At 67.4% G+C, this 22,613-nt stretch carries 22 protein-coding genes; 17 read left to right on the top strand and 5 right to left on the bottom strand.

Features of this window, described 5'->3' with window-relative positions; genetic code table 11:
* The first annotated feature begins 5 nt into the window (after positions 1 to 5).
* Together C7C57_RS11085 and C7C57_RS11080 are read left to right on the top strand one after the other, a co-directional pair.
* Entirely contained in the window at positions 6 to 374 is a 369-nt protein-coding gene (locus C7C57_RS11085) for an FKBP-type peptidyl-prolyl cis-trans isomerase (protein WP_187976466.1), read from the top strand.
* A 5-nt stretch (positions 375 to 379) separates the two neighbouring features.
* Positions 380 to 901: an adenine phosphoribosyltransferase gene (locus C7C57_RS11080; RefSeq protein ID WP_121688300.1), complete on the top strand. Its 522-nt coding sequence runs from the start codon at positions 380 to 382 to the stop codon at positions 899 to 901.
* A 124-nt stretch (positions 902 to 1,025) separates the two neighbouring features.
* On the opposite strand, the gene C7C57_RS11075 is transcribed toward C7C57_RS11080, so the two are convergent.
* Entirely contained in the window at positions 1,026 to 2,060 is a 1,035-nt protein-coding gene (locus C7C57_RS11075; protein ID WP_187976465.1) for a GNAT family N-acetyltransferase, read from the bottom strand.
* Positions 2,061 to 2,093: 33 nt separating this feature from the next.
* Positions 2,094 to 3,506 (bottom strand): MFS transporter, encoded by a 1,413-nt coding sequence (locus C7C57_RS11070; RefSeq protein ID WP_187976464.1) that lies wholly within the window; start codon positions 3,504 to 3,506, stop codon positions 2,094 to 2,096.
* Between the two features lie 152 nt (positions 3,507 to 3,658).
* On the opposite strand from C7C57_RS11070, the gene C7C57_RS11065 reads away from it, so the two are divergent.
* Positions 3,659 to 4,696, top strand: a complete 1,038-nt coding sequence (locus C7C57_RS11065; RefSeq protein ID WP_030142995.1) for an LLM class flavin-dependent oxidoreductase — start codon at positions 3,659 to 3,661, stop codon at positions 4,694 to 4,696.
* 235 nt (positions 4,697 to 4,931) lie between these two features.
* Positions 4,932 to 6,323, top strand: a complete 1,392-nt coding sequence (locus C7C57_RS11060; protein WP_255505662.1) for an MFS transporter — start codon at positions 4,932 to 4,934, stop codon at positions 6,321 to 6,323.
* Positions 6,324 to 6,462: 139 nt separating this feature from the next.
* Here the strand turns inward: C7C57_RS11060 and C7C57_RS11055 are convergent, their stop codons facing one another.
* A complete protein-coding gene (locus C7C57_RS11055; protein ID WP_030142997.1) occupies positions 6,463 to 6,870 on the bottom strand; it encodes a VOC family protein in 408 nt (135 codons plus the stop codon).
* 13 nt (positions 6,871 to 6,883) lie between these two features.
* Positions 6,884 to 7,324, bottom strand: a complete 441-nt coding sequence (locus tag C7C57_RS11050) for a helix-turn-helix transcriptional regulator (protein WP_187976462.1) — start codon at positions 7,322 to 7,324, stop codon at positions 6,884 to 6,886.
* A 146-nt stretch (positions 7,325 to 7,470) separates the two neighbouring features.
* On the opposite strand from C7C57_RS11050, the gene C7C57_RS11045 reads away from it, so the two are divergent.
* From C7C57_RS11045 to C7C57_RS11010, 8 genes are all read left to right on the top strand, one after another.
* Positions 7,471 to 8,685, top strand: coding sequence for a hypothetical protein (locus tag C7C57_RS11045; protein WP_187976461.1), 1,215 nt, complete (start codon positions 7,471 to 7,473; stop codon positions 8,683 to 8,685).
* A complete protein-coding gene (locus C7C57_RS11040; RefSeq protein ID WP_187976460.1) occupies positions 8,682 to 10,019 on the top strand; it encodes a hypothetical protein in 1,338 nt (445 codons plus the stop codon). The genes C7C57_RS11045 and C7C57_RS11040 overlap by 4 nt, the downstream gene beginning before the upstream one ends.
* Positions 10,020 to 10,024: 5 nt before the next feature.
* Complete coding sequence (locus tag C7C57_RS11035) at positions 10,025 to 11,134, top strand: hypothetical protein (protein ID WP_187976459.1); 1,110 nt, start codon at positions 10,025 to 10,027, stop codon at positions 11,132 to 11,134.
* Entirely contained in the window at positions 11,131 to 12,462 is a 1,332-nt protein-coding gene (locus C7C57_RS11030) for a hypothetical protein (RefSeq protein ID WP_187976458.1), read from the top strand. The genes C7C57_RS11035 and C7C57_RS11030 overlap by 4 nt, the downstream gene beginning before the upstream one ends.
* Positions 12,463 to 12,540: 78 nt before the next feature.
* Positions 12,541 to 13,731 (top strand): LLM class flavin-dependent oxidoreductase, encoded by a 1,191-nt coding sequence (locus C7C57_RS11025; RefSeq protein ID WP_081863773.1) that lies wholly within the window; start codon positions 12,541 to 12,543, stop codon positions 13,729 to 13,731.
* A 55-nt stretch (positions 13,732 to 13,786) separates the two neighbouring features.
* On the top strand, positions 13,787 to 14,557 hold the full coding sequence (locus tag C7C57_RS11020; RefSeq protein ID WP_187976457.1) for a CE1759 family FMN reductase: 771 nt from the start codon (positions 13,787 to 13,789) through the stop codon (positions 14,555 to 14,557).
* Positions 14,558 to 14,701: 144 nt separating this feature from the next.
* Positions 14,702 to 15,469 (top strand): bifunctional 4-hydroxy-2-oxoglutarate aldolase/2-dehydro-3-deoxy-phosphogluconate aldolase, encoded by a 768-nt coding sequence (locus C7C57_RS11015; RefSeq protein WP_187976456.1) that lies wholly within the window; start codon positions 14,702 to 14,704, stop codon positions 15,467 to 15,469.
* Entirely contained in the window at positions 15,466 to 16,434 is a 969-nt protein-coding gene (locus tag C7C57_RS11010) for a sugar kinase (protein WP_187976455.1), read from the top strand. Before C7C57_RS11015 ends, C7C57_RS11010 begins: the two co-directional genes overlap by 4 nt.
* A 96-nt stretch (positions 16,435 to 16,530) precedes the next feature.
* Here C7C57_RS11010 and C7C57_RS11005 read toward each other — a convergent pair whose 3' ends face one another.
* A complete protein-coding gene (locus C7C57_RS11005) occupies positions 16,531 to 17,301 on the bottom strand; it encodes an IclR family transcriptional regulator (RefSeq protein ID WP_187976454.1) in 771 nt (256 codons plus the stop codon).
* 159 nt (positions 17,302 to 17,460) lie between these two features.
* Between C7C57_RS11005 and rpsO the strand changes: the two genes are divergently transcribed.
* From rpsO to C7C57_RS10980, 5 genes are all read left to right on the top strand, one after another.
* Complete coding sequence (gene rpsO, locus C7C57_RS11000) at positions 17,461 to 17,730, top strand: 30S ribosomal protein S15 (RefSeq protein ID WP_030143008.1); 270 nt, start codon at positions 17,461 to 17,463, stop codon at positions 17,728 to 17,730.
* 114 nt (positions 17,731 to 17,844) lie between these two features.
* Entirely contained in the window at positions 17,845 to 18,480 is a 636-nt protein-coding gene (locus C7C57_RS10995) for a hypothetical protein (RefSeq protein WP_187976453.1), read from the top strand.
* A gap of 134 nt (positions 18,481 to 18,614) precedes the next feature.
* A complete protein-coding gene (locus C7C57_RS10990; RefSeq protein ID WP_187976452.1) occupies positions 18,615 to 19,682 on the top strand; it encodes an FUSC family protein in 1,068 nt (355 codons plus the stop codon).
* Positions 19,683 to 19,771: 89 nt separating this feature from the next.
* Positions 19,772 to 20,041, top strand: coding sequence for a hypothetical protein (locus C7C57_RS10985; RefSeq protein WP_156027348.1), 270 nt, complete (start codon positions 19,772 to 19,774; stop codon positions 20,039 to 20,041).
* Between the two features lie 296 nt (positions 20,042 to 20,337).
* A complete protein-coding gene (locus C7C57_RS10980) occupies positions 20,338 to 22,599 on the top strand; it encodes a polyribonucleotide nucleotidyltransferase (RefSeq protein ID WP_030143012.1) in 2,262 nt (753 codons plus the stop codon).
* Positions 22,600 to 22,613: the final 14 nt, after the last annotated feature.

Here is a 22,613-nt window from a genome sequence, read left to right as displayed (position 1 = left end):
AACCCATGACCAACAACACCAAGCCTGAAATCGACGCTCCCGTCGGTCCCGCGCCCACCGAACTGCAGATCGTTGACCTCGAGGTCGGCACCGGCGATGAGGCTCAGGCCTCCTCGACCGTTGACGTTCACTACCTCGGCGTCTCGTTCGACTCCGGCGAGGAGTTCGACTCCTCCTGGAACCGTGGACAGTCCATCAACTTCCCCCTGCGTAACCTCATCGCGGGTTGGCAGGAAGGTATCCCCGGCATGAAGGTTGGCGGACGCCGCCAGCTGACCGTGCCGCCGCACCTGGCCTACGGCCCCGCCGGTTCGGGTCACCAGCTCTCGGGCCAGACCCTGATCTTCGTGATCGACCTGCTGGGTGTGAAGTAAGCACCTTGACCGCCGCCGATCTGGTGCTCGCCCACAGCGTCACCATTCCCGACTTTCCCAAGCCGGGTATCCTGTTTCGTGACCTCACCCCGGTCTTCAGCCACGCGGACGCGTTCCGCGCGGTCATCGACGAGTTTGCCGAGCACTTTGCCGGCCAGTTCGATGCGGTAGCCGGTGTGGAAGCCCGCGGATTCCTGCTGTCCTCGGCGCTTGCCTACGCCACCAACACCCCGCTAATCGCGGTGCGTAAGGCCGGCAAGCTGCCCGGTGAGGTGATCCGTGAGGATTACCAGCTGGAGTACGGCACCGCGTCGCTTGAACTGCGCCCCGGGCAGCTGCCCGAGGGCAGCCGGGTACTCATCCTCGATGATGTGCTCGCAACCGGTGGCTCCTGCCACGCGTCCGGCCGCCTGATTGAGCGCGCCGGCTACGTGGTTGCCGGGTTTGGTCTGGTGCTGGAACTGGCCGATATGACCGGTCGGGAGCGTCTGGCGGGTTACCCGCTGCACGCGATCATGAGCGAATAGGGTTTTCACCTTCAAAACGAGCCTCGCCTTCGGGCGGGGCTCGTTTTGTGTGTGGTGCTCGATGGGGAGGGGAGAGCACGGCGGCCCGGGTTCTTAGTGAACCCGGGCCGCCTTCTGATTCGATCTAGAACTCGCGCACCAGCGAAACCGATTTTGCCTCGGGGGCGAATCCGACCGACTGGTAGAGGCGCAGGGCGCCGGTGGGGCTCTCCGAATCCACATCCAGGGCGGCTCGTTCGAGGCCCTCGGCCTTCAGGTTGCGCAGCACCTGAGCCAGCAGCGACCTGGCCAGGCCCTTGCCTCGCCAGTCGCGTCGGGTCGCCACCAGGTCGATGTAGCCGTAGGTGTACCCGGCGGCCTCCCACTGGGCGGGATCCACCGAGACGATGACCAGCGCGGCCACCTCGTTCTCGGGGGTGACCGCGAGAGCCGACAGGTCCCCGCGCAGGGTCGAGACCGCGCCGTACTTCTCCCAATCTTCCCGGTTGGTCGGCTGGGATCCCCAGTGGTCGCGGAACGAATCGTTGAAGGCCTGTCGGGTGGCTTCGGACAGCTCCTCGGTCAGCGGTTCCAGCCGAACATCCGCGTGCAGCGGAAGCTCGGGGATAGGCGCGCTCAGATCCCGGGTGAGCTCCATCCACCAGCGCCGTTCCCCGTACCCGCGAGAGGTGAGGAAACCGCGCGGGCTCGTCGCGTGTTCGGACGCCCCGGTGGAGAACCATCCGGGCACGCTCAGCTCGGAGGCCGCCAGGTGCTGAGCGGCGCGAGCCTCCTGCCAGTCGAGCAGCGCGGTACCGAGCCCGCGGCCGCGGTGTTCGGGATGCACGGATCCCGGGATATGCGCCTTGACTACGCTGCTGGCCTCGGGTTCGGCGTGGGAGGTACCGTAGGCGATCACGGTGCCGTCGGCGGTTTCGGCGAGTAGGGAATCGTGTTCGGGATCAAAACCCGACGCGGCAAAGTCCACGGTGAGGGCTTCCAGCGTGGTGACGTGGCGCGGATCGTCCACGGCCTCCACGGCGCGATCGAGTTCCAGAATCGCGGGCAGGTCGGCACTGGTGGCCGGACGCCAGGTGACGCCCTCGAAGCCGGTGGGCAGCGAGAGCTGGGTGGGTGCGGTGATCCGCTGGTTCAACGGGAGCATGCTTTCCGTAGTCATGTCCCAATTCTTTCACCCGTTATATAAAAGACGCTAGGGGACGGGGTGAAGCGCGTCGTAGTGACGGAAGCTCCGCTGGGTGGCCACCAGCACGTAGACCAGCGCGATGATGACCACGCCGCCCACCAGTGGCGGGGCCCAGGCCAGCAGGAGCGAGGCCATGATGCCCATGTAGAGGTCGCCGAGGCGCGGACCGCCGGTCACCACCACGGTGAACAGGCCCTGGAGTCGTCCCCGGACCCCGTCGGGCACCGCCGACTGGAGCAGGGTGCTGCGGAAGATCGCCGAGACGTTGTCGGCGGCACCGGATCCGGCCAGCGCCAGCGCGGCCAGCACCAGCCCCGGGATGTAGGCGTCCGCGAACAGGTCGCCCACGCGCGCGTTGCCGGTCCAGGTCACCACACCGAGCACCAGCCCAAACAGGCCGATGCAGGCACCGTAGGCGGCCACGGCCCAGGCGATCGCGCGCCCCTGATAGCGAACGCGTCCCAGCGGTCCCGAGAACACGCTGCTGATCAGCGTCCCCACCGCGGACGCCGCGGTCAGCACACCCACGGTGATCGGTCCGCCACCCAGCAGGAACGCGCCCACCGCGGGGAAGATCACGCGCGGCTGGCCGAAGGTCATCGCGATGATGTCGATCACAAACGAGGCGCGCACGTTGGGGGCCGTACGCAGGAAGTTCCATCCGTCCACCAGGCTCGACAGCCCCGGCAGCCGGCGCGAGGCCCCATCGGGCACGATCGCCGGAAGCGAGGCGATGCCCCAGAACGCGGCGAGGAACAGCACCAGGTCCAGCGTGTAGGTCCACGGAACGCCGACGGTCGCGACCAGCACACCGGCGAGCATCGGGCCCACGGTCACCGCGGCCCCCATCGAGATGCCGCCGAGCGCGGAGGCCGCGGGCAGTAGTCGCGCGGGCAGGATGCGGGGGAGGATCGCCGCCCGCGAGGTGCCCACCACGGTCGAGGAGACCGCGTTGAGGGTGGTCAGGACGTACAGCGGCCATACGGTGGTCGAGCCGGTCCAGGCGAGAATCGCGATGATTGCCGTGGACACCCAGGTCACCGAGGCGGCGGCCAGCGCGAGTTTACGACGGTCCACCGCGTCGGCGAGCATCCCGCCGTAGAGCCCAAAGATGATCATCGGAACCAGCGCAACCACACCCACCAGGGCGACGGCGAAGGTGTCGTGGGTCAGGTCGAAGATGTGCAGGCCCACGGCGACGATGGTCAGTTGGCCGCCGATGGCGGTGATCGCCGAGCCCGCCCAGAGTCGGGCGAATGCCGGGCTGAAGCGCAGCGGTTCCAGGTCCAGGAAGATGCCGCGGTGCTTATGTGGGGCATCCTCGTGGGGGTCGTTGGGCGAGCCGGGGGTGTGCGGCAGCGGATCCTGACCGGTCTCGGTGGGCAGGGGGATGGGAGAGGTCTGTGGATCCGCGGGCATGGGGTAAGCCTAGTCCGCGGCCCGGACACACCGCGGTGGCGTGTCACGGTGGATATCACGACCACTTTCGGCGGCGGGGAATTCCGTGCGATCGATGTGGCTTATACCGAGGGTGTGGTTCGCGAGGGTCGCGCACATACGAAGGGACGGCAGTGAAACTTTCAATTCTGGATCTGGTGGCGGTACGCACGGGACAGACCACCTCTCAGGCGCTTCGAGCCGCGGGATCGGTAGCCCGCTGGGCCGACGCCGCGGGCTTTACCCGCTACTGGCTGGCCGAACACCACAACATGCCCTCGGTGGCATCCACCAACCCGCCGGTGCTGATCGGCCTGATCGCCGCGCAGACCGAGCGCATCCGAGTCGGCTCGGGCGGCGTAATGCTGCCCAACCATGCACCGCTCGTGGTGGCCGAGCAGTTTGCGCTGCTGGAGGCCGCCTATCCGAACCGGATCGACCTGGGCATCGGCCGAGCCCCGGGCAGCGACCCGGTGGTCACCGCCGTGCTCAACCGCTCGGGTGCAACCAGCGATGTGAACACGTTCCCGCGTTCGATCCAGGAGATCCAGGGCCTGCTCGAGCGCGACGGTATCGAGGTATCCCTCTCCAGCGGCCGCGAGTACGGTCTGCGCTCGACCCCGGATGCCGCCAGCAGCCCGGACCTGTGGCTGCTCGGATCCTCCGACTACTCCGCGCGCCTCGCCGCCGCCCAGGGCCTGCCCTACGTATTTGCCAACCACTTCGGGGGAACCGTCCCGGACCAGGCGATGCAGGTGTACCGCAGCGAGTTCCGTCCCGGTGCCGAGGAGGCACCGCGCACCTTCATGACCGTGACCGCAGTGGCCGCCGATACCGCCCAGGAGGCGGAGGAGCGTGCGCTGTCGCAGATGATCATGATGGCGCGCATGCGCACCAATAAGCCCATGACCAAGGGACTCACCCGTGACGAAGCCATCGCCGTGGAGCTCGACCCGATCGAGCAGAGCGTGGTCGAGGGCATGCGTCAGAACTGGATCATCGGCGACGCCGACACCGTGGCGTCCCGCATCCAGGCCCTCGCCGACCGCTTCGGCGTGGACGAGGTCATGATCGCCCCGGCCACCGCCGAGGACTCGGCCACCGACCTCGAGAGCGCCCCCGCGCGGATCCGCACGCTCGAACTGCTGGCGGATCGTCTGCTGGATCGCTAGCGCACACCCCGCGCGACACGCCGAGGCGAGCATGGGCGCGAGTTATTGTTGAGATGACTTTAACTGGGTTGGGGGTGACACTAAGTCCCCACCCGCCCGGCGTGATCGCCCGCAATTCGCGGGATATGTAAGGAACGGCCCCGTTGTGGTCCGAGTGACACTAACTCGGTACGGGGCCGTTTTTGCGGGCAAAAACCGCGAAATCACGGGGTCAAATGCGAGCAAAATGGCCTCCATGACTCGATTAGACCGCCTCGACGCGCTCCCCTTTACCCGTGAACACCGCAAGCTCCTGTATGGATCGGGAGTGGGCTGGGCTCTGGACGCGATGGATGTGGGACTGTTCTCGTTTGTGATCGTCGCGCTCACCCAGCAGTGGAAGCTGGAATCCGGTGAGCAGGGGATCATCGCCTCGGTGGGCTTCCTGGGCATGGCGATCGGGGCTAGCGTGGGTGGGTTGCTGGCCGACCGGTTCGGTCGACGCCAGGTCTTCGCGATCACCCTGCTGATTTTCGGCCTGGCTACCGGTGCCTCGGCACTGGTGTGGTCGGTGGGCGCGCTGATCGCGCTGCGCTTCCTGGTGGGTCTCGGCCTCGGCGCCGAGCTGCCGGTGGCCTCGACCCTGGTGAGTGAGTTTGCGCCGCCGCGCATTCGCGGCCGCATCATCGTGCTGTTGGAGGCCTTCTGGGCGGTGGGATGGATCGCCGCCGCGGTGATCGGCTACTTCGTGGTCAAGGCCGGGGATGACGGCTGGCGCTGGGCGCTGCTCATCGGCGCCGTTCCGGCAATCTATGCGGCCGTGATCCGCTTCGGAATGCCCGAATCGGTGCGCTTCCTGCAGTCACGCGGCAGGAACCTGCAGGCCGAGAACACCGTGCGCCGGTTCGAGCGCTCGGCGGGGATCGATGCCCCGCACCTGAGCACGCTGCCGGCCGTATCCGATACCGATGCCGCGGCCGAAACCGCGACCGTGGAGCCTCCCGTCCCCGCCCGGGAACGCCTTGCCGCGCTGTTTGCCCCGGTTCGCCGTGGGCAGACCATCGCCCTCTGGACCGTCTGGTTCTGCGTGAACTTCTCCTACTATGGAGCCTTCGTCTGGATCCCCACGCTGCTGGTGAACTCCGGCTTCTCGCTGATTCAGTCCTTCACTTACACGCTGATCATCACCCTCGCCCAGCTGCCCGGCTACGCCGTCTCGGCCTATCTGGTGGAGAAGTGGGGTCGCAACCGCACGCTGGCGATCTTCCTGATCGGGTCCGCCGTGGCGGCCACCCTGTTCGGGCTGGCCACGGTCGAATGGCAGATCATCGCCGCCGGGATGCTGCTGTCCTTCTTCAACCTCGGTGCCTGGGGCGCGCTGTATGCGATCACCCCGGAGCTGTACCCGACCAAGCTGCGCGGAACCGGGGCGGGCTGGGCCGCGGGCTTCGGACGGATCGCCTCGATCATCGCCCCGCTGATCGTCCCGACCCTCGCCAAGACCGCGGGTCTGCCCACGGTGTTTATCGTGCTGGCCACCGCGTTTGTGATCGCGGCCATCGCGGCCTTCCAGCTACATGATCGTCGCGGCCAGTCGATCGATGACTTCACCGAGGAGCCCACGAAGGTTCCCGCATCCGCCGCCTAGCGCGGGGCGTCGTCACAGCACAGCAGCCCGTTCCGATTCCTCGGAACGGGCTGCTTTTATGGGTGGGGCTAGGCCTGGTTGATGCGGATGAGATAACGGGCCGGGTCTGCCCGGGTGGGCGCTGTGCCGGGTCGCGCGGTTAGGCCTGGTTGATGCGGATGAGGTTGCCGGCGGGGTCACGGAACGCCGCATCCCGCACCCCGTAGGGCTGATCAGTGGGCTCCTGAATGACGTCGGCCCCGGCGGCGGCCAGGCGCTCGAACAGGGCGTCGAGATCATCGCTGGACAGGGTGATCGCGGTATACACACCCTTGGCGATGAGTTCGAGCACTACGCGGCGTTCCTCCTCGGTGACGCCGGGGTCGGCCACGGGCGGGTGCAGCACGATCGAGGTGCCGGGCTGGTCTACCGGTCCGACGGTGATCCAGCGCAGATCGTTGTAGCCGACGTCCTGACGCACCTCGAAACCGAGGAGGTCGCGGTAGAAGCCGAGGGCGGCTTCGCCGTCGGTGTGGGGCAGGAATGCGTTCTGAATGGTGAGGGTCATAACGCCATGCTAGTTAGGCGTTGTCGTCACGCGCTTCTTGATTCCTGACCGGTCTGGTGATCTGCTTGGCCAGGCAGTGGGGGATGCCCGCGGCCGCCTGCGACTGGTCGCGGCGATACACGCTGGGAGCCACTCCGACCAGCTCGGTGAAGCGGGTGCTGAAGGTCCCGAGCGACGTAAATCCCACGGCAAAACACACCTCGGTGACGCTTTGGTCTCCGCGGCGCAGCAGGGTCATCGCCCGCTCGATCCGCCGGGTCATCAGGTACGAATACGGCGATTCCCCGTACACCCGGCGAAACTCCCGGCTGAGGTGTCCGGCGGACATGTGCTCGCCGCGGGCAAGCTCCTCGACGTTGAGTGGTTGGGCGTGCTCGCGGTCGATCCGGTCGCGCACCCGACGCATCGTGACGATGTCGCGCAGCCGCTTCTGCTCCTCGGGTGTGCCGCTCATACCGTCATCCTTACACGCCCACATATCGAACGTCATAAAAACCCGGGCGTTTCGGTTGCGGACGTGGCGCACTTCCCGCCAAAATTCAGCTATCCCGCGCACGGGCGTGGATGGAAATGGTGGACTGAATCGTGGGGGACCGGAGCATGCAGCAGCAGGCAGCCTCGAATCGGCGACCCACGATGGAGTATCCGCACGGTCCTCTGGGGCTCGGCGTTCGCGTTCCCGGAACCGGAAATCCCGCCCGACTGTTTCTTGCCTGTCTGTGTGTCCTGTTGACCGGGGCGAGCGCGCTGCTCTGGTTCTTCTCCGAGGATGCCGGAAATCCGGCGGCCTTCCTCGGCACCCACGGGATCGGTGTCGTGTGGGTGGCGATGCTGCTCCTTGTGCTGCGCGCGCTGATCGGCGGTGTCTGGGTTCGTGACGACGCGGTCCTGGTGCGCTCCTGGTGGCTTACCCGACGCTTCGCCCGGATCGATATCACCCGGGTGTCGGTGATCGGCGGGCCCTCCGTGCGGCTGGCCGCGCTGGAATTTGGGTTGGGGACGGCGCAGAACACGCGGCCGATGGCGGGGACCGTCCTGTTCGGTGGTCGCATCCCCGAGGCACTCCTCTTCCTTGCCGAAGCGTGTGATCTGCCGCCGCTGATCGCCAGTTTTCCCGATCCGGTGCGCGAGCGTGCGGTGGCACAAAACGTGCGCGGAGTTCTGGATGGGCCTCGGGCCGAGGAGAGCAGGCTCGTTCGTCCCCGTCCGGCAGGTCCCGCGCGCTGGCATCGGGTGCGCGGAACCGGCACGCTCTCGGGGCTGCAAACCCTGCCGCTGGCCGGACTTCTGTTTCTGCTGGGCTGGGGGACGCTTTCCGATATCGGAACGAGGGAGGGATCGGCCGGTGCCACACTCTTCGTTGCCTGGTTGTGGTTTGCCCCCGCGATCTTCCTGGTGGTGCGCTTTTTCACCACCGGGCTCTTCGTCCGCAGTGACACCGTGCTGATGATCCGGCTGGGGTTCCCCACGCTCATTCGCTTTGGCGAGGCGACCCGGGTGGATATCGCACCTTCTGATTTGCCCTGGGGACAGACCCTGTCCATCACCCGGTCGGGTCGCACGATCACCCTGCTGCGGCACGCGCACTTTCCCGCGCACTCGGCGCGGATTCGGGACGAGGTGAGCGCGGCGCTTGGCCTCCCACTCAGCACCGACCCAGGCGCGGGCACCCGGGCCGACTTCACCGCGACTCCCGTCACCGAACCGTCTTCCGGTACCGAACGGTCTCTCGGCACCGAACAGCCTTCCGGCCCCAACGTGGCTCCGGGCACCCACGCATCTCCCGGCACTCACCCGGATGGAGTATCCGCATGAGCCCCGTCGCAGCGCCGCCGCGCGGTCCCGGCTACGTTCCCCATGTTGTGCGCATCCAGGGCACCGGTGCCCTCTATCGAATTCTCCTCACCCTGGCCCTGCTTGGGCTGATCATCAGCTTCGTGGTTGTCCCGCGGGGAACCTGGTTCCTGCCCGACTGGGCGGCCATTCTCTGCGTGCTCGCGGGAGTGTGGGTGCTCGCTCGCGGGGTCTGGATCACCCGCTCTCACGTGGTGCTGGTGAACATCTGGGGCGTCTTGGTGTTTAGGCGTTCGCACATTCGCCGGGTGTACGTGGATACGCGGGTGATCTGGGTGTCTCGATTCGCCCAGGAGCGGACCTTCCTCGGCTTTGAGATCGTGGGACGCCGGCGACCGGTGCGGGTCGAAGCGGCCTTCGTGGAGGAAGACTCGGTGCTCGACGCCTTTCAGGAGCTGGTCTGGCGACTGACCGACAACCTGGGCGACCCGGTATTTGGACGCGATGGTGCCGGAAAACCGGTACTCCTGAGCCCCGCCTCGCTCTCGGAACCGCCCGCCCAGGACGGGCGAGAACAGGATCCCCCGGTGCTGCCCGTGGATGTCGACACCGCCCGCGCGCTTATCCCACTGCACGTCGAGTTGTCTTCATCCGCCTGGACGGATCCGCAAGCGGGGGTTCAGACGCAGCGGATTGCCCACCTTCCGCGGGTGCGTCCGCTCATCATCCAGCACCGAGACCTCGCGCTCGCCGTGGTCCGAACGCTGCTGCCCGGGTATTTTGATGCGGTCGGTGTGGCGAGCGCCACGGAGATTCTCGAATACGAGCCCAGCCTGACCGTGGTGGAGCGGGCACTGGCCAGCCGCGGTCTCGGCCTGAGGGTTGTTCCCTCGGGCTGGGTGCTGTGCCCGGCGGACACCCAGGGGTCCGTGCGGATTCCGACCTCCCCGTCGCCGGAGACGCTGATCGCCGAGCTGCACGCGGAGCGGCTGTCTCGGATCGACGGGCTCAGCCCGATCTGGGATGAGGTCGAGGCGAAGGCGATCGAGGCAACCAGCGCATTGCTGCGCCCGATCCCGCAGGCCGAACAGGGCCTGATTGCCGCCACGTTCCTGCTGGCCGAGCGTGACGACCTGGACCGCTTTCGCCTGGCGATCGTTGATGCCGATACCGCGATCATCGAACGGGAGCGTGATGAGGACTGGATGCTCAACACCCTGATCGACGACGGCTATGCGGCCCCCACCCTCTGGGACTATGTGGCCACACTCGGTGCCGAGGCCGTGCCTGTGGCGATGTCCCGCCCCCATCTTTCACCCATCCCGCGCACGGTCGTGGAACATCAGGAGGACTAGAACACGTGGTTGACAATCTGTCCGCACCGCCGAGCATCGCGCGCACGCCGCGCGGGGTCGCCTGGCTGGGGCGTCGAATCCCGGGGACCGGTGCGCCGGCGCGGCTGGGTCTGCTGGTGACGTATCTGTTTTTTGTGGGAATTTTCTGCCTGATGGCCATTGACTATGAGGATCCCGAGACGATTCTTGACACGGTTCAGGGTGGGCTGTTCGCGCTCGTCCCGGTGTTTGCGCCGCTCATCCTGCGCGCCCCGTTTGTCGGGGTGTGGGATGCCGGCGACCTGATCCTGGTGCGCTCATGGTTCTCCACCCAGCGGTTCGCCAAGGCGGATATCGTCCGTGTCTCGACCACGGCGCACTCGGCCTGGCGGGTGCTGGCCTGGGGCTCCCCGCGGGATCGGGTGCGCTCGCTCAACCTGGGGCTGGGCGTCTCGAATGCGCGGCTGATCTTTCCCACGGCGGCAGTGCGGCGAGGACGCGCCCACACCGCGCTGAGCGCGCTCGCCGCGGCGCTGGGGCTGCCCTCCCGGGTGATGGAGTTTCCCGGAGCCCTCGATGATCTGGTTATCGGCACGGACGTACGAGAAGCCACTCACGCCGTCGACACCGCACCGGCCACCCACCTGATGAGCCCGCCGCCGGTGGGCTCACACTGGCGGCGGGTGAGCGGGACCGGGCTCATGTCACTGTTCTTCGCCCTGCCGCTGTCCGCGCTGGCGGGCGTCCTGGCTTGGAGCGCGATCGTGGGGGATCCCAACGTGCTTGATGATGATGGCGACGTTCTTATCTCGTACCCCCTGGGTATTTTCTTCCTGTTCTGCATGGTCGCCTGTGCCCTCTCCGTCCTGGGCAGCGGGATCTTTGTGCGCGGGGGCACCGTGCTACTGCTGCGCTTTGGTTTCCCCACGATCATCAACCACGGTGAGGCCACCCGGGTGGACCGGGTGGGCAGCATGCTGCCCTGGGGCGATTCGATCCGAATCACCACCCGCACCGGCCCGATCCGGATGTGGATGCTCACGAGCTTTAGCGGCGATACCCGGCGCATCCGCACTGAGATTAGTCGGGCCCTGGGCCTGCTGGCCACCGATTCCACCCGAAAGGACCGAGTATGAGTGAGGGCACAACCGGCACGCACCGTGGGCCCACCTTTGAGCAGCGGATCGTGCGCATTCGCCGCTCGGGATCCTTTTTCCGGCCCCTCGTGATCGCGATTCCCATATCCGTGGCGATTGGCATTCAGAACTCCGACGGTGTGCCCGGCTGGTGGAGCATTGTCGCGGTAGTGGTCGCGCTGATCCTGCTCCTGCGGGGCGTGTGGGTGACCCGGACACACGTGGTCATCATGAACCTCTGGGGTCCGCGGATTGTGCGCCGATCACGCATTCGCGGCGTCGGGATCGAAAAGAGTGACGTGTGGCTTGCCAATTCACCGGGCTACACCCGTCCGATGCTTGTGCTCGCCCTGGAGGGACGCACCAGCCCGGTCGGCGGTGAGGGAGGTTTTGTTCCCGTGCGCGAGGCGCAGGCGGCCCTCGATGAGCTGCGCTGGCGTCTCGGGGCACACCTGGTAGACCCGATCGTGGCGGTCCCCGAATCCGGCACCGCGCAGCGGCGTGGGCTGCGTGTGCTCCCGGCAGATCTTCCGCTTCCCTCGGGTCTCACCCCGGTGGAGAACCCCGCGGTGCTCCTGCCATACCGCTATGAAAATCCGGCCGCGCGCGTCTCCACCCAGGGAATCGTGGCCAACGAGCTGGTGTACCTCGGCGACTATTACAAGATGCCCGTGGCGCAGACACAGGCGACCGGGGAGGCCTGGGTGAAATCCGATGAGCTCCTGGACTCCTCACGCATCCCGCGGCTTCCGGTGCTCCTCCCACTCGTGATCCGGCACCGGGACATGGCGCTCGCCGTGACCCGCACGCTGCTTCCCGGACGGCTGGATGGTGCGGGACCGCTCGGCGCCGAGGACCTTTTTGATCTTGAACCGCGCGGAATCGAGGTGGACCGCGCCCTGGCCGGGACCGGACTGACCCTCGCCCTGGTGCCCGAAGGGTGGGAGCTTGCCCCGCGCGAAGACCCGGATGCCGTGGATCCCGAGAGCCTGCGTGAGCCCGAGCCGATCCTCCTGGAGGTGTTGCATCGCGAGCTCGCCGATGGGTGGGCACGCAGCCGGGCTGCGGATCTGCGTGCGGTGTTTCGATCGGACCGGGACGAGTTCTCCCAGCTGCCGGTGGAGGCGCGTGGACTGGTGGCCGCGGCCCACCTGATGCGCAACCAGCCGCGCTACCTCGCGCTGGTCTCGAATGAGACCGTGCTGCGGCGACAGGACACCGGAGACGCCTGGGTGCTGGAGTGCCTGGCCGCCTCGGGATTCGCCGCGGACGCACTCTGGGACTACGCGCGAGCCCGGGAACCCCGCCGCGAAAGGATCGGGGAATAAACTCGGGAGGGGTGCAGTTGACCCATATATCTATTCAAATGGATATACTTAGGGTGATTGAGAGCAGAGGGACACACCATGCAGTTTGGAATCTTCAGTGTCGGTGACGTGACCACCGACCCCACGACCGGCAAGACCCCCACCGAGCATGAGCGGATCCAGGCGATCCTTGCCATCGCCCGCAAGGCCGAGGAGGTGGGCCTGGACGTCTTCGCGACCGGTGAGCACCACAACCCGCCGTTTGTGCCCTCAAGCCCCACCACGATGCTCGGGTTCCTGGCCGCGCAGACCAACCGCATCCTGCTGAGCACCTCGACCACGCTGATCACCACCAACGACCCGGTGAAGATCGCCGAGGACTTTGCGATGCTCCAGCACATCAGCGGCGGCCGGGTGGACCTGATGATGGGCCGGGGCAACACCGGCCCGGTCTACCCCTGGTTTGGCAAGGACATCCGCGACGGCATCTCCCTGGCCATCGAGAACTACGCGCTGCTGCACCGCCTGTGGCGTGAGGACTTCGTGGACTGGGAGGGAAAGTTCCGCACCCCGCTGCAGGGCTTCCAGTCGACCCCGCGTCCGCTGGATGGGATCGCGCCCTTCGTCTGGCACGGTTCGATCCGCAGCCCCCAGATCGCCGAGCAGGCCGCCTACTACGGCGACGGATTCTTCCACAACAACATCTTCTGGCCGCAGCAGCACACGGCTCAGATGATCAACCTGTACCGCGAGCGCTATGAGCACTACGGTCACGGGCCCGCGGCCCACGCGATCGTGGGTGTGGGCGGTCAGGTGTTCATGCGCAAGAACTCGCAGGCGGCCAAGGACGAGTTCCGTCCCTACTTCAACAACGCCCCGGTCTACGGTCACGGCCCCTCGATGGAGGAGTTCACCGAGCAGACCCCGCTGACCGTGGGATCCCCGCAGGAGGTCATCGACCGCTATGCCGCCCAGCAGGAGCTCTACGGCGACTACCAGCGCCAGCTGTTCCTGATGGACCACGCGGGCCTGCCGCTGAAGACCGTGCTCGAGCAGCTCGACCTGCTGGGCGAGGAGGTTGTGCCGGTGCTGCGCCGCGAGTTCGCCGCCAAGCGTGCGCCGGGTGTTCCCGATGCGCCGACCCACGCGAGCCTGCTCGCAGCCAGCGGTACCGTCTCCCAGGCGATCGCGCCGCAGAACGACCCGACCTATGACACCGGTTTCGGGGTGACCGGTATCGCACCGGGTGCCGCGACCCTGGCCTCGCTGGATGCCGAGTCGGGCCGTTGAGCACGCTCATCGCGCCCGCCGCACCCGTCGCACCCCGAGAACGGGAGGTTTGATCATGACCACGCGTCGCATTGCCGTCATTAGTGCCGGGCTCAGCGAGCCCTCCTCGACCCGTCAGCTGGCCGATGCCCTCGCCCGCGCGAGCGCAATCGAGCTGGAGCGCGGGGGAGAGGCGGCCGAGATCGAGGTCATCGAGCTGCGCCACATCGCCCCCGACGTGCTGAACGGTCTGCTCACCGGAACCCATGCCGCGCCCCTCGCGAACGCCCTGCGCGTGGTCGAGGAGGCCGACGCGGTGATCGCGGTCACGCCGATTTTCAGCACCAGCTACTCGGGCCTGTTCAAGATGTTTGTGGACCTGATCGACCGCGACGCGCTGACCGGCACGCCGGTGATCCTCGGTGCCACCGCCGGTACGCCCCGGCACTCGCTGGCGATCGACTATGCGATCCGTCCGATCTTCGCCTACCTGCACGCCGATGTGGTCCCCACCGGGGTCTTCGCGGCAACCGCCGACTGGGGTGGGCAGGGGGCCGATGCCGAGGGTCTGCCGGGCCGCATCGCTCGCGCCGCGCGTGAGCTGGCGGGCAAGCTCGCCGGTACCGCGCCGCGTTCGTCCCGGGACTTGCCGGCTGCCGCGGAGCCCGTCACGGGAGAGATCGTTGCGGATGGCGCTGCTGTGCCCGGATCAGAAGCGCCCGGTTCCGCTGCCGCTCGTGCCGACGGTTCCTCCTCCGCCACGCGACCCACCGCCCCGCTGGGTGGCGCGGCCTCGCGCGCCTTCGACGGGGGCTTCGTCCCGATGGGGGACCTGCTGCCGCGCTAGATTTCTCCCCATCTCACACCCCGCGCCGGGGTATCCCCTTCGGATACCCCGGCGTTGTGCGTATCCGCGCGGGCCTGCTAGGGTCTTCCCACACAGTCGGGATGCCGTCCCGATTATCGGTACCGTCGCCGAAAGGGCCCCGCAATGACCGTTTCCCCCGCTCGCACCCCGCTGTCTCCGATCCTCACGGAGACCCCGATTGTGGCCGTGCTGCGTGCCCGTCACGCGCGCGAATACGCGCCGGTGATCGAGGCCCTGGTGGCCGGTGGGGTGCGCTCGATTGAGCTGACCCTCAGCACCGACGGTGTGTTTGAGCACCTGCCCGAGCTGATCAAGAACTTCGGCGAGCGCGCCGAGATCGGGGTGGGCACCATCACCTCCCGTGATCAGGCCAAGCGTGCCCTGGATGGCGGTGCCGCGTATCTGGTCACCCCGATCACCGACCTCAACATCATCGCCGCCGCCACCGCGCGCCGCGTGCCCGTGTTCCCCGGCGGGCTCACCCCCACCGAGCTGTTCTCGGCCTGGGATGCCGGAGCCACCGCGGTCAAGCTGTTCCCCGCGAGCACGGTCGGACCCGGCTATATCGCTCAGTTGCGCGGGCCGTTCCCGGGCATTCGGGTGGTCCCCTCGGGGGGAATCGGCGTGGATGACGCGGCCGCCTGGATCCGTGCCGGTGCCTCGGCCGTGAGCCTCGGAGGCCCGCTGCTCGGGGATGCCTTCGCCGGCGGCGACCTGGCCGCGCTGACCGATCGCGCCCGCCGCCTGGTCGACAACGTGGCCGACGCCCGCGGGGAAGCCCGCCCCGCCGTTTCCGCTGGCGCGGAGCATGCATCCGAAAACGTCTCGACTGCCGAGCCTGCCGCCGCGCGGGTGGCGGAAAACCCGTCGAGTGTCGAGGTCGCTCGATGACCCGCAACGATCTGGGTGTGAGCGCAACCGAGGTGCTGACCTTCGGCGAGACGATGGCGCTGATGCGCACCGATTCGCCGGGTCCGCTGGCCACCGCCCATCAGCTCGCCCTGGGCATCGGTGGGGCCGAAACCAACGTGGCCATCGCGCTGCGCCGGCTCGGGACCGACGTGACCTGGATCGGCCGGGTGGGCGACGACGGTCTCGGCGAAAAGGTGCTGCGCGAGGTCGCCGCCGAGGGGGTGCGGGTGGTGCCGATCCTCGATCCGCACGCCCCCACCGGGCTGATGATCAAGGAGCGTCGCACCGGCGACCACACCCGGGTCACCTACTACCGTGCGGGCAGCGCGGCCTCCCGGCTCACACCCGAGGACGTGCCTGCCGAGCGGATCGCCGCCGCCCGACTGCTCCACGTCACCGGCATCACCCCCGCGCTCTCGGCGAGCGCCCGCGAGACGGTGTTTGCCGCCGTGGATATCGCCCGCGAGCGCGGCGTGACGGTGGCCCTGGATCTCAACTATCGTGCGGCGCTGTGGTCGGCGACCGAAGCCGGGGAGGTTCTGCGCGAGCTGGTCACCCGGGCGGACATCGTGTTTGCCGGGGATGATGAGGCCGCGCTGGTTGTGGGCACCGGCGAGTGCGCCGATCTGGCGCGCGGACTCGCCGCCCTGGGTCCCGCTCAGGTCGTCATCAAGCGCGGAGACAAGGGTGCCCATGCGCTGATCGAGGGCGAGGTCCTCGATGTGGAGGCCGTGCCCATCCGCCCGGTCGACACCGTGGGTGCCGGGGATGCGTTTGTGGCCGGATACCTGGCCGAGTATCTGGCCGGTGAGTCGCCCGCCCGCCGCCTACACACGGCCGTGCGCACCGGCGCGTTCGCCTGCCTGGTCGCGGGGGATTGGGAGGGCATGCCGACCCGTCGCGAGCTCTCCCTGCTCGATTCCACCGATCCGGTCCAGCGCTAGCCCGACGCCGGTCGGGGCTCCAACCGTGAAGACTCGGGTGACGATCGGCGAGGTAGGTGTGCGCGACCCGTGCCCGGTTTCGAGTGGGAACCGGGGCTAGACCCAGTGCTCGGCGAAGTCCGGGGTGAGGTGCGCGCCGATCTCCGGGGCGGCGGCGCTCAGGACCGCGGCCACCTCGGCGATCCGCTCGGGGGTCATAAACACGCTCGGTGCCGACACCGACACCGCCGCGCGATACTCCCCGGTCACATCCGCGACGGCCACCGCGACACACGTGATGCCCAGCTCGTTCTCCTGATCATCCAGGGCAAAACCGCGGGTGGCAACCGCGCCGAGTGCCGCACTAAACGCGCCGACATCGGCGAGGGAGCGCTCGGTGCGGCGCTCGGCCGGATCGAAGTAGGTCGCGGCCACCGCGGGATCGGCGTGGGCGAGCAGGGCCTTTCCCATCGCCGTGTGTTGGGCGCGAAAGCGGGCGCCTGGACGCGAGGCCATGTCGATGCCGCGGCGTCCGCGGGCCTTGGCCAGGTAGAGGATGTCGGTCCCGTCCAGGATGCCCAGGTGGGTCGCATCGCCCAGTTCGGCGGCGATTCCGGCCAGGAGCTGCTGGACGCGGCTGGGGAGATCCATCTCGCGTTCGGCCAGGCTGCCGAGCTCCAGGAGCGCCACGCCCAGGCGGTAGCGCCCATCCGAACTCAGGGTGAGAAAACGGGTGTTCACCAGCGAGGTCAGCATGCGGTGCGCGGCCGATCGGCTCAGGCCGCTCGCGGTGGCCAGCTCATCCAGGCGAACCGTGCCGTGCGCGACCAGGCGCAGCAGGCCCAGCCCGCGCTCGAGGGTCAGGGCACCGGATGTGGGCGTAGTCATGCCCCCAGTATCGCAGCCGGAGGGTTCGCCACGCCTGGTTCGGAGGTGACGCGCGAAGCTGTTATAGTTGAGAGGTTGCCGTTAGATCGGCCGCGGATTAAGAGAGCCCACGCATCCCGTGTGCGGCACCGCGCAGCGAACAGAAAGGGGATCACCACTATGGCTATTACTGACGAAGTCAAGAAGGCGATCATCGAAGAATACGCGACTCAGCCCGGTGACACCGGATCCCCTGAGGTCCAGGTTGCTCTGCTGAGCGCCCGGATCAAGGATCTGACCGAGCACCTCAAGGAGCACAAGCACGACCACCACTCGCGTCGTGGCCTGCTGCTCATGGTGGGTAAGCGTCGTCGTCTGCTGGGTTACCTGCAGGATGTGGACATCAACCGCTACCGTTCGCTCATCGAGCGCCTCGGCCTGCGCCGCTAGTTCGCGACACAGTTCTTCGCGTTTTCAACGCTCTCGTCGGGCCGTCGATCTTCCTCTGGGAATGATCGGCGGCCCCTCGTCTTTTCCCCGCAGAATTTAGAGGATGATCCCGGTATGACCACCCCGACCACGCCCCGTCCGCGCCGCGCCCTGACCCAGTGGGTCGGATATCCGGTGCTGGTTCTGCTTGTGTACTTTGTGGCCGGATCGGTGCTGCTGCCGCTGGTCGACGGCGTCGCGCATATCGTCGCCGTGGCGGTCCTGGTCGCGATCGGGCTCTACCTGCTGGTGTGGCTCTGGCGCTGGGGGAGTGGTCCCAAGGCCGCCCGCAAGCCGCTCACCTCGCTGCGGGACGTGAGCCTGCGCGCCCTGGGTCGCGATGCGGATACCGTGGGTGAGATCACCACCCTCGCCTCGCGCATCCCGGTGCCCGAGAGCCGTTTCTTCCGCAGCCCCCTGACCACCGTGCAGGCGTGGCGCGGGGATTTCCCGGCCGCGATCCTGGTGCCCGGCATCACCAGCGGCGTCTCCCGCAACCTGCGCGTGGGTGTGCAGATGGAGGGCGGCGGCAAGGTCTATCTGGTGGGATTCATCGCCCCCGAGCAGGACCGTGACCTGCTGGAGCGCCTCGAACCCCTCGCCGCGCGCGGCGAGTATGTCAGCGTGCCCGCCCAGATCCTCAAGAGCACCCTGGGCCACAACCTCACCATCGACCTGGATCTCTCGGTCCTCCCGGCCGAGCTCGCCTAGCCCTCGCCACCGCGCGTCTCGGAGAGTCGGCGCGCGCGTTTCCCGCCCGCGCGTACCGCGGGGCGAATGGTCGCGCTGTACTCTGGAGAGTACTACGGGTATGTCACCCGCACCATATAACGGGGAGAGAATGCATGGCCGAGCGCGGAATCGCCTCCAGTCTGGTGCGATTTGCCCCGGGCGGCCCCCGCTGGCCGGCCGCCGTCCAGGCGGGCATTGCGATGTTCCTCCCGATCACCATCGGCACCGCCCTCGGCGCACCCCAGCTGGGACTGCTCGCCGGAACCGGCGCATTCGCGGCGATGTACGGGGGCGGAATCTCGCGCCTGGACCGGGTGCGGGCGCTGCCCTTTGTGGTGATCGCACTGATCCTTTCGGCGGGCCTCGGGGTCCTCGGCTCTGGGTCGCACACAACCGCACTGATCGTGGTGTTGATTTCGGGAATCCTCTCCTCCATTCTCTCCGCGGGATATAACGTCGGTGCCCCCGGGGCGTTCATGTTCACCCTGGTGACCGGAATCGGCGTGCAGCTGGCCGCCCCGCGCACGAGCGGGGGTGCGGGCCTGCCCGGATGGGAGGTCATTGCGCTGGTTGCCGCCGGGGCGATCCTGGCCTACCTGGTGGTGATCGCCCCGCTGATTGTGCCGAGGATTCGGCGCGCCCAGCCCGTGCGTACCCCGGTCGCGGGAATCTTTGGCCGCTTCGGATTTGATGACAACAGCTACCTGGCCACCGTGCGTATGGTGGTGGCGGTGGTGCTGGGAACCCTGGTGGGGATCGGAATCGACGGCCACCGGGGCTACTGGATCGTGTGCACGGCCATGGCGATCCTCAGCGTGGGCCACAGCCGACGGCTGACCCTGGAACGGGGAACCCACCGGGTCCTGGGAACCCTGCTGGGCGCCGGGGTTTTCCTGCTGCTCGCACTGATGCAGCCGCACGGGTTTGTGCTGGCGATCATCCTGGGGATCTTCCAGGGCGTCACCCAGCTGGTCATCTCGCGCCACTACGGGCTCGCCCTGACCCTGATCACCCCGCTCGCGCTGCTGATCGCCGGAAACTCGCACGTCAACGCCGAAGCCGTGGCCTTCGAGCGGGTGCTGGACACGGTGATCGGGGCGATCATCGCTGCCGGCGTGCTGCTGGTGACCGTGCCCCGCCCTCGCCGCCGTTCGTCAGAGGCTCCGGTCGAGCCGGCCTAGCGCGAACCCCGTCGCCACGCCAGGATGGGTGATTCCAGCGAAATGGGTTAGTGTGTACCGTTGTTATTTTCGCCGGAAAGGGAACCTGGATGGGTCTGTGGAAGCGTCGTGAACGTTCCAGCAGCATGGAGGAGCTCACCGCCGCGTATGAGCGTGCGGAAGCCGAAGCCAACACCCCGGCCATGGTCGAGGCACTGATCGATATCGCCTGCGCCTGCGAGGCCCGTTCGGCCGGTCGCGGGGTGCGCCACGCGATCGATACCGCCGCCGCGCTGGCCGCCGAGGCCGAGGATCCCGCGCTGATCGAGCGGGTACGCAGCATGGATGCGGCCCTGGACTGCGCCGCACACCGCGCCTAGCCCACCCCCGCGTGTGGTCGATTCGATCACGCCACACCCTCCCTCTGTGCGACCCCCTCTGGTAGTGTTGAGGTGGCCTCCCGCTTCGGGAAGCCACTAACTCCGCGTGGGATAGGCCGGCAGGAAGCTGGTCCTCGGTGGTAGGTTCCTCTCGAATAATTCGGTTCGCAGGGTGACTTTCTACTGGAGATCAGCCAGACCCAGGTCGTGGTCTGAGCAAGTACCGTCGCCCCAACCTTCGCGGGCCAACGAGCGCGCGCCCGGCGCGCGCTCAGACGCGAATGGAGATGTGACCTATGGAGGGTCCCGAAATCAAGTTTGCCGAGGCCGTTCTCGACAACGGTAAGTTCGGTAAGCGCACCGTCCGGTTCGAAACCGGACGTCTGGCACAGCAGGCACAGGGTGCCGTTGCCGCCTACCTCGACGAGGAAACCATGCTGCTGTCGGCTACCAGCGCCAGCAAGCACCCGAAGGATAACTTCGACTTCTTCCCGCTGACCGTTGACGTTGAAGAGCGCAGCTATGCAGCCGGCAAGATCCCCGGCTCGTTCTTCCGCCGCGAGGGTCGCCCCTCGACCGAGGCCATCCTGGTCTGCCGTCTGATCGACCGTCCGCTGCGCCCGTCGTTTGTGACCGGTCTGCGCAACGAGGTTCAGATCGTGATCACCGTGCTGTCGATCGCACCGGGTGAGTTTTACGACGCCCTGGCCATCAACGCCGCTTCGGCCTCGACCCAGATCTCGGGTCTGCCCTTCTCGGGTCCGATCGCCGGTGTGCGCCTGGCCCTGATCCCGGGTGCCAACAGCGCGGATGACCAGTGGATCGTCTTCCCGACCGCAGCCCAGGTGGAAGACGCCGTCTTCGACCTGACCGTTGCCGGTCGCGTTGTGACCGACGCCAACGGCAAGCAGGACGTCGCCATCATGATGGTGGAGGCCGAGGCTACCGAGAACAGCTGGAACCTGATCAAGGGTGGTGCTACCAAGCCGAACGAGGCCGTCGTGGCCGCCGGTCTTGAGGCTTCCAAGCCGTTCATCAAGCAGCTCGTTGAGGCTCAGGCTTCGCTGGCCGCCCAGGCTGCCAAGGAAATCGCCGACTACCCAGTCTTCCTGCCCTACACCGAGGCCGGCAAGGCCCTGGTTTCCGAGCTGGCTCTCGAGGAGCTGACCTCGGTCTACCAGATCGCCGACAAGACCGAGCGTCAGAACGCCGACGACGAGCTCAAGGACCGCACCAAGGCAGCCGTGGCCGCCAAGGTTGAGGCCGAAGAGGTCGAGCAGATCGTTCTGGACCAGTTCTCCGCCGCCTACAAGGCCGTGACCAAGGACGTTGTCCGCGGTCGCATCCTGCGTGACGGTGTCCGTATCGACGGCCGTGGCGCAGCGGACATCCGCGCGCTCGACGCCGAGGTTCAGGTCATCCCGCGCGTGCACGGTTCGGCCATCTTCCAGCGCGGCGAGACCCAGATCCTGGGTGTCACCACGCTGAACATGCTCAAGATGGAGCAGCAGATCGACTCGCTGAGCCCGAACAAGAGCAAGCGTTACCTGCACCACTACAACTTCCCGCCCTACTCCACCGGTGAGACCGGTCGCGTGGGTAGCCCGAAGCGTCGCGAGATCGGGCACGGCTTCCTGGCCGAGCGCGCCCTTGTGCCGGTGCTGCCGAGCCGCGAGGAGTTCCCCTACGCGATCCGTCAGGTATCCGAGGCGCTGGGCTCCAATGGTTCGACCTCGATGGGTTCGGTCTGTGCCTCGACCCTGTCGCTGCTGAACGCCGGTGTGCCGCTGCGCGCACCCGTCGCCGGTATCGCAATGGGCCTCGTGTCGGATGAGGTGGACGGCCAGACCCGTTACGCCGCACTGACCGACATCCTGGGTGCCGAGGACGCACTGGGCGACATGGACTTCAAGGTCGCCGGTACCTCCGAGTTCATCACCGCCATCCAGCTGGACACCAAGCTGGACGGTCTGCCCGCATCGGTGCTGACCGCAGCCCTGGCCCAGGCCAAGGATGCCCGCACCAAGATCCTCGACGTGATCAACGCCGCGATCGATACCCCCGACGAAATGGCTCCGACCGCGCCCCGCGTGATCAGCGTCAACATCCCGGTGGACAAGATCGGTGAGCTGATCGGCCCCAAGGGCAAGACGATCAACGCGATCCAGGACGAGACCGGCGCGGACATCTCGATCGAAGAGGACGGCACCGTGTACATCGGCGCCGTGGACGGTCCGTCGGCCGAGGCCGCGCGTGCGCAGGTCAACGCCATCGCGAACCCGACCAACCCGGAGATCGGCGAGCAGTTCCTCGGAACCGTCGTGAAGCTGGCCGCCTTCGGTGCGTTTGTGTCGCTGCTGCCCGGTAAGGACGGCCTGCTGCACATCTCCGAGGTGCGCAAGCTTGCCGGTGGCAAGCGCGTGGAGAACGTCGAAGACGTGCTCGGCGTGGGCCAGAAGATCCTAGTGGAGATCACCAAGATCGACGACCGCGGCAAGCTGTCGCTGTCGCCGGTGGTCGCCGATGAGGCTGCCGCCGAGGCTCCGGCCGAGGACTAATCCTCCGGTTTCAC

This window comes from Mycetocola sp. JXN-3, assembly GCF_014522285.1.
GTDB lineage: Bacteria > Actinomycetota > Actinomycetes > Actinomycetales > Microbacteriaceae > Mycetocola > Mycetocola saprophilus.
The sequence above is the reverse complement of the archived record's forward strand: the minus strand, read 5'-3'. Positions and strand labels throughout refer to the sequence as shown.

Bases quoted from the DNA above. Each gene is read 5' to 3' on its own strand.
- C7C57_RS11085 (WP_187976466.1), top strand. From the start codon at position 6: ATGACCAACAACACCAAGCCTGAAATCGACGCTCCCGTCGGTCCCGCG.
- C7C57_RS11075 (WP_187976465.1), bottom strand. From the start codon at position 2,060: ATGACTACGGAAAGCATGCTCCCGTTGAACCAGCGGATCACCGCACCC.
- C7C57_RS11070 (WP_187976464.1), bottom strand. From the start codon at position 3,506: ATGCCCGCGGATCCACAGACCTCTCCCATCCCCCTGCCCACCGAGACC.
- C7C57_RS11060 (WP_255505662.1), top strand. From the start codon at position 4,932: ATGACTCGATTAGACCGCCTCGACGCGCTCCCCTTTACCCGTGAACAC.
- C7C57_RS11055 (WP_030142997.1), bottom strand. From the start codon at position 6,870: ATGACCCTCACCATTCAGAACGCATTCCTGCCCCACACCGACGGCGAA.
- C7C57_RS11050 (WP_187976462.1), bottom strand. From the start codon at position 7,324: ATGAGCGGCACACCCGAGGAGCAGAAGCGGCTGCGCGACATCGTCACG.
- C7C57_RS11045 (WP_187976461.1), top strand. From the start codon at position 7,471: ATGCAGCAGCAGGCAGCCTCGAATCGGCGACCCACGATGGAGTATCCG.
- C7C57_RS11040 (WP_187976460.1), top strand. From the start codon at position 8,682: ATGAGCCCCGTCGCAGCGCCGCCGCGCGGTCCCGGCTACGTTCCCCAT.
- C7C57_RS11030 (WP_187976458.1), top strand. From the start codon at position 11,131: ATGAGTGAGGGCACAACCGGCACGCACCGTGGGCCCACCTTTGAGCAG.
- C7C57_RS11025 (WP_081863773.1), top strand. From the start codon at position 12,541: ATGCAGTTTGGAATCTTCAGTGTCGGTGACGTGACCACCGACCCCACG.
- C7C57_RS11020 (WP_187976457.1), top strand. From the start codon at position 13,787: ATGACCACGCGTCGCATTGCCGTCATTAGTGCCGGGCTCAGCGAGCCC.
- C7C57_RS11015 (WP_187976456.1), top strand. From the start codon at position 14,702: ATGACCGTTTCCCCCGCTCGCACCCCGCTGTCTCCGATCCTCACGGAG.
- C7C57_RS11010 (WP_187976455.1), top strand. From the start codon at position 15,466: ATGACCCGCAACGATCTGGGTGTGAGCGCAACCGAGGTGCTGACCTTC.
- C7C57_RS11005 (WP_187976454.1), bottom strand. From the start codon at position 17,301: ATGACTACGCCCACATCCGGTGCCCTGACCCTCGAGCGCGGGCTGGGC.
- rpsO (WP_030143008.1), top strand. From the start codon at position 17,461: ATGGCTATTACTGACGAAGTCAAGAAGGCGATCATCGAAGAATACGCG.
- C7C57_RS10995 (WP_187976453.1), top strand. From the start codon at position 17,845: ATGACCACCCCGACCACGCCCCGTCCGCGCCGCGCCCTGACCCAGTGG.
- C7C57_RS10990 (WP_187976452.1), top strand. From the start codon at position 18,615: ATGGCCGAGCGCGGAATCGCCTCCAGTCTGGTGCGATTTGCCCCGGGC.
- C7C57_RS10985 (WP_156027348.1), top strand. From the start codon at position 19,772: ATGGGTCTGTGGAAGCGTCGTGAACGTTCCAGCAGCATGGAGGAGCTC.
- C7C57_RS10980 (WP_030143012.1), top strand. From the start codon at position 20,338: ATGGAGGGTCCCGAAATCAAGTTTGCCGAGGCCGTTCTCGACAACGGT.